This is a genomic window from Streptomyces laculatispora (genome assembly GCF_017353455.1).
GTDB classification, from domain to species: domain Bacteria; phylum Actinomycetota; class Actinomycetes; order Streptomycetales; family Streptomycetaceae; genus Streptomyces; species Streptomyces laculatispora.
Window position 1 is genome coordinate 1 of the sequence record NZ_JAFMPZ010000131.1, and the last position, 4,802, is coordinate 4,802.

Below are 4,802 nucleotides of genomic sequence, written 5' to 3' on the forward strand. Positions count from 1 at the left end.
GGCGCCGCGGCGCCGCGGGCGGGGTCGGCGTGCTGGAGCGGCTCAAGGAACGCGCCACCGGGCACATCGGCGGTCCCGCCGTCGCCCTGGACGAGCGTGGCCCCGAGGTGCTGCCGCCGGGGTCGCGCAGCCCCGACCGCCCCGCGGTCACGGCCAGCGACCTGGTGGTGCGCACCGGTCCCGACATGCGGCTGCGCACCGGAGGGCAGGTCCCGCTCCTGGTGGACCTGGCGCACCTGTACGTCTTCGACCATCAGGGGCGCCGGATCTGCCCGCTGCCGAAGGACGTCCCGGGGCTGGACATGTAACCCGCGCACCCCGGGTGAAGGCGAACCGCCGGCCCACGCGTGAGCAGTGTCTCTGGCGCCTGAAAACTAACAGCGCTAGTTTGGGGCCCGGACGACCATGTCCGTCACCGTGCCCGGGAGGAACAGCCATGAAGGCCCACGACGGTATGTACATCGGCGGCGAATGGCGGCGAGCCGCCGGAGCGGACACGATCGCGGTCGTGAACCCGGCGGACGAGCAGGTCATCGCCCACGTCCCGGCCGGAACGGCGGCCGACGTCGATGACGCGGTACGGGCCGCGCGCGCCGCGTTCCCCGGCTGGGCCGCGACCCCGCCGGCCGCGCGCGCCGCCCGGATCGGCGCACTGCGTGACGTGCTGGCCGCCCGCAAGGACGAGATCGCCGGGACGGTCACCGCCGAACTGGGCTCACCGCTGCCGATGTCGCAGACGGTGCACGCGGGGGTGCCGGTGCTGGTGGCCGCTTCGTACGCCGAACTGGCCGCGACGTACGTCTTCGAGGAGCGGCACGGCAACTCCACCGTGCTGCTGGAGCCCGTCGGTGTGGTCGGCGCGATCACCCCGTGGAACTACCCGCTGCACCAGATCGTGGCCAAGGTCGCGCCCGCGCTCGCCGCGGGCTGCACCGTCGTCCTCAAGCCCGCCGAGGACACCCCGCTCACCGCGCAGCTCTTCGCGGAGGCCACCGCGGAGGCCGGTCTGCCCGCCGGTGTCTTCAACCTGGTCACCGGCCTCGGCCCGGTCGCCGGACAGGCCCTCGCCGCGCACGAGGACGTCGACCTGGTCTCCTTCACCGGCTCCACCGCCGTCGGGAAGCGGATCGGCGCCACCGCGGGCGGCGCGGTCAAGCGCGTCGCCCTGGAGCTCGGCGGGAAGTCCGCCAACGTGATCCTGCCCGGCGCCGATCTCGCCAGGGCGGTCAACGTCGGCGTCGCCAACGTGATGTCCAACTCCGGCCAGACGTGCAGCGCCTGGACCCGGATGCTGGTGGACGCCGAGCGGTACGAGGAGGCCGTCGCCCTCGCCGCGGCGGCCGTCGCCAAGTACGTACCCGGCGAACGGGTCGGCCCGCTCGTCAACGCCAGGCAGCGGGACCGGGTGCGCGGCTACATCGAGAAGGGCATCGAGGAGGGCGCCCGCGTCGTCGCGGGCGGCCCCGAGGCGCCGCTCGGCACGGGCTACTACGTCAGCCCCACGGTCTTCGCCGACGTCACCCCGGAGATGACCATCGCCCAGGAGGAGATCTTCGGCCCGGTCATCTCGATCCTGAAGTACGAGGACGAGGACGACGCGCTGCGGATCGCCAACGGCACCGTGTACGGCCTCGCCGGAGCCGTCTGGGCCGCCGACGACGCGCAGGCCGTCGCCTTCGCCCGCCGGATGGACACCGGACAGGTCGACATCAATGGCGGCCGGTTCAACCCGCTCGCCCCCTTCGGCGGCTACAAGCAGTCCGGCGTCGGCCGCGAGCTGGGTCTCCACGGCCTCGCGGAGTACCTGCAGACCAAGTCCCTCCAGTTCTGAGCCGGTTCCCCGAGCCCGCTTGCCGCGCATTTCTCAACTCTCCCCCTCAGCAAGGAGCCAGTCCGTGGTCCGCGCCGCCGTACTGTCCGCCGTCGGAGCTCCGCTGGAGATCGCCGACATCGCCCTTCCGGAGCCCGGTCCCGGCCAGGTGCGTGTCCGTCTCGCCGCCGCCGGGGTCTGCCACTCCGACCTCTCGCTGTCCAACGGCACGATGCGGGTGCCGGTGCCCGCCGTCCTCGGCCATGAGGGAGCGGGCACCGTCGTCTCCGTGGGCGACGGCGTCACCCGGGTCGCACCCGGCGACGGAGTGGTGCTCAACTGGGCGCCGTCCTGCGGAAGCTGTCACCACTGCGGGATCGGCGAGGTCTGGCTCTGTGCCGACGCCCTGGCCGGGGCGGCGAACATCCACGCCCACACCGCCGACGGCACCGAGCTGCACCCGGGGCTGAACGTCGCCGCCTTCGCACAGGAGACCGTCGTCGCCGCGAACTGCGTGCTGCCCGCCCCGGACGGCATCCCGCTCACCGACGCCGCCCTGCTCGGCTGCGCGGTGCTGACCGGGTACGGCGCGGTGCACCACAGCGCACGGGTCCGCACGGGTGAGTCCGTCGTCGTGTTCGGTATCGGCGGCGTGGGCCTCGCGGTGCTCCAGTCCGCCCGGATCGCGGGCGCCTCGCGGATCATCGCGGTGGACGTCTCCCCGGAGAAGGAGGAGCTGGCCCGGCAGGCGGGCGCCACCGACTACGTCATCGCCTCCGCCACCACACCCCGCGAGATCCGCGGGCTCACCGGCGGCCAGGGCGCGGACGTCGCGATCGAGTGCGTCGGCCGGGCCGCCACCATCCGCGCCGCCTGGGAGTCCACCCGCAGGGGCGGCCGCACCACGGTCGTCGGCATCGGCGGCAAGGACCAGGAGGTGACCTTCAACGCCCTGGAGATCTTCCACTGGGGCCGGTCCCTGACGGGCTGCGTGTACGGAAACAGCGACCCGGCCCGCGATCTGCCGGTGCTGGCCGACCACATCAGGGCGGGCCGTTTCGACCTCGCCATGATGGTCACCGAACGGATCGCGCTGGACGGCATCCCGGCCGCCTTCGACCACATGATCGCCGGCAAGGGCGGCCGGGCCCTGGTGGTCTTCTAGGGACTGTCCTGCGACCGGCCCGTGGTCAGCAGCCGGGACGCCATCTCGCCCTTCTCGAACAACCGGGAGGCCGGGCCCACGATCAGCGGGTCCGGCTCCCGGGCCACCGACCTGTCCTTGTCCGGGTAGTCGAAGTGGTGCAGCACGTGCCGGATCGCCTCCAGCTGGGCCCGTTTCTTGTCGTTGCTCTTCGCCACGGTCCAGGGCGCGTCCGCCGTGTCCGTGTGGAAGAGCATCAGCTCCTTCGCCTCGGTGTACGCGTCCCACTTGTCGAGCGAGGCGAGGTCGACCGGGCTGAGCTTCCACTGCCGCACCGGATCGGTCTGCCGGTTCATGAACCGGTTGCGCTGCTCGTTGCGCAAGACGGAGAACCAGAACTTCACCAGATGGATGCCGTCCCGCGCGAGCATCCGCTCGAACCCCGGTGTCTGGTGCATGAATTCGAGGTACTCGCGGGGCGAGCAGAGCACGATCTCCCCGGGGGCCGGGAGATGAGCCACGTAACGCTGGAAGTACCACTGGGTGCGTTCGCGTTCGGTGGGCTTGTCCAGCGCCACCACCCGCGCGCCACGCGGATTGAGGTTCTCGGTGAACCGCTTGATCGTGCCGCCCTTGCCCGCGGCGTCGCGGCCCTCGAAGAGGACGACGAGGCGCTCGTCGTGCTCCTTGACCCAGTGCTGGAGCTTGAGCAGTTCGATCTGGAGGGACCGCTTGGACTTGTCGTACGCCTTGCGGCCGAGCTTCTCGGTGTACGGGTAGTCCTCCCGCCAGGCGTCGCGGGCGGGGCCCTCGGGCGTCACCAGGGCCTGTTCGCCACCGACGGCCACCGCCGGTTTACCCTGCTTCTTCCCCTTCTTGGCCTTCTTCGTCCCCTGGCTACGGCCGGTCCGCTGCTCGGCGCTCCGTGTCATGCCGGGGTCCCTCCGTCGGCCGGGCCGGATTCCTCCGCGTCGCACCAGTCTGCGGACGCGTCCGGGACACCGCCACCCCGGCGAGGCAGAGCAGCCCGCCGCCGATGGTGAGCAGTGCGGGCACCTCGTCCAGCAGCAGCCACGCCATCAGTACGACGAGCGCGGGCACCGCGTAGGTGGTGGCTCCCATCCGTCCCGCGGTGGTACGGGCCAGCGCGTAGGCCCAGGTGGTGAAGGCCAGCGCGGTCGGGAAGAGGCCGAGATAGACCATGTTCAGTGTCGCGGACAGCGGCGCGTCGGCGGCGTCCGCGAGCAGCGCCCCGGAGAACGGCAGGCACGCCACCGTGCCGACCAGACAGCCGAACGTGGTGATCTGGAGCGCCGATCCGTGCCCCAGCGCGGGCTTCTGGCCGACCACCCCGGCCGCGTACGCCACCGCGGCCAGCAGGCAGAGCAGCACGCCCAGGACCGAGGAACTCCCCTTCCCCGACATGGAGAGCCCCACGACCACGGCGCCCGCGAAGGACACGGCCATGCCCAGTACCAGCCGGCGCGGCAGTCCCTCGCCGAGCAGCCGGGCACCGAGCGTCGCGATCAGGAGGGGGCCGATGTTCACGACCATGGCGGCCGTCCCCGCGTCCACCTGCTGCTCACCCCAGTTGAGCACCACCATGTACAGGCCGAACCACAGCAGTCCGGAGGTGATGATCCCCGGCCAGGCCGCCCGTGACGGAAGGCCCTCGCGCCGTATGAGCAGGAGCGCGCCCAGCGCCAGGGAGCCGGTCAGCAGCCGGCCGAGGGCCAGCGCGCCGGGGGAGTAGGCCTCGCCCGCACTGCGGATGGAGACGAAGGCGGAGGCCCACAGCACCACGGTGGTGCAGGCGGCGGCGGGGGCCCGCCAGTCGGAGGGTGGAGC

General features: G+C 72.2%; 4 protein-coding genes and 1 pseudogene. 3 read left to right on the plus strand and 2 right to left on the minus strand.

Going from position 1 to position 4,802, the window contains the following annotated elements:
* The 3 genes and pseudogenes from J1C73_RS07790 to J1C73_RS07800 all read left to right on the plus strand — a co-directional run.
* Positions 1-308: pseudogene (locus tag J1C73_RS07790) on the plus strand (sugar ABC transporter ATP-binding protein); the annotation flags it as partial.
* A 128-nt stretch (positions 309-436) separates the two neighbouring features.
* Positions 437-1,831: an aldehyde dehydrogenase family protein gene (locus J1C73_RS07795; protein WP_207315697.1), complete on the plus strand. Its 1,395-nt coding sequence runs from the start codon at positions 437-439 to the stop codon at positions 1,829-1,831.
* A 64-nt stretch (positions 1,832-1,895) separates the two neighbouring features.
* Complete coding sequence (locus tag J1C73_RS07800) at positions 1,896-2,975, plus strand: Zn-dependent alcohol dehydrogenase (RefSeq protein WP_207315698.1); 1,080 nt, start codon at positions 1,896-1,898, stop codon at positions 2,973-2,975.
* On the opposite strand, the gene J1C73_RS07805 is transcribed toward J1C73_RS07800, so the two are convergent.
* Positions 2,972-3,886 (minus strand): polyphosphate kinase 2 family protein, encoded by a 915-nt coding sequence (locus J1C73_RS07805; protein WP_207315699.1) that lies wholly within the window; start codon positions 3,884-3,886, stop codon positions 2,972-2,974. The genes J1C73_RS07800 and J1C73_RS07805 overlap by 4 nt on opposite strands.
* Positions 3,852-4,802: DMT family transporter (locus J1C73_RS07810; protein WP_207315700.1), on the minus strand; the 951-nt coding region annotated here is incomplete at its 5' end. The genes J1C73_RS07810 and J1C73_RS07805, both read right to left, overlap by 35 nt.

Excerpts from the sequence above, each read along its gene's own strand:
- J1C73_RS07805 (WP_207315699.1), bottom strand. The coding sequence starts at position 3,886 with ATGACACGGAGCGCCGAGCAGCGGACCGGCCGTAGCCAGGGGACGAAG.
- J1C73_RS07795 (WP_207315697.1), top strand. The coding sequence starts at position 437 with ATGAAGGCCCACGACGGTATGTACATCGGCGGCGAATGGCGGCGAGCC.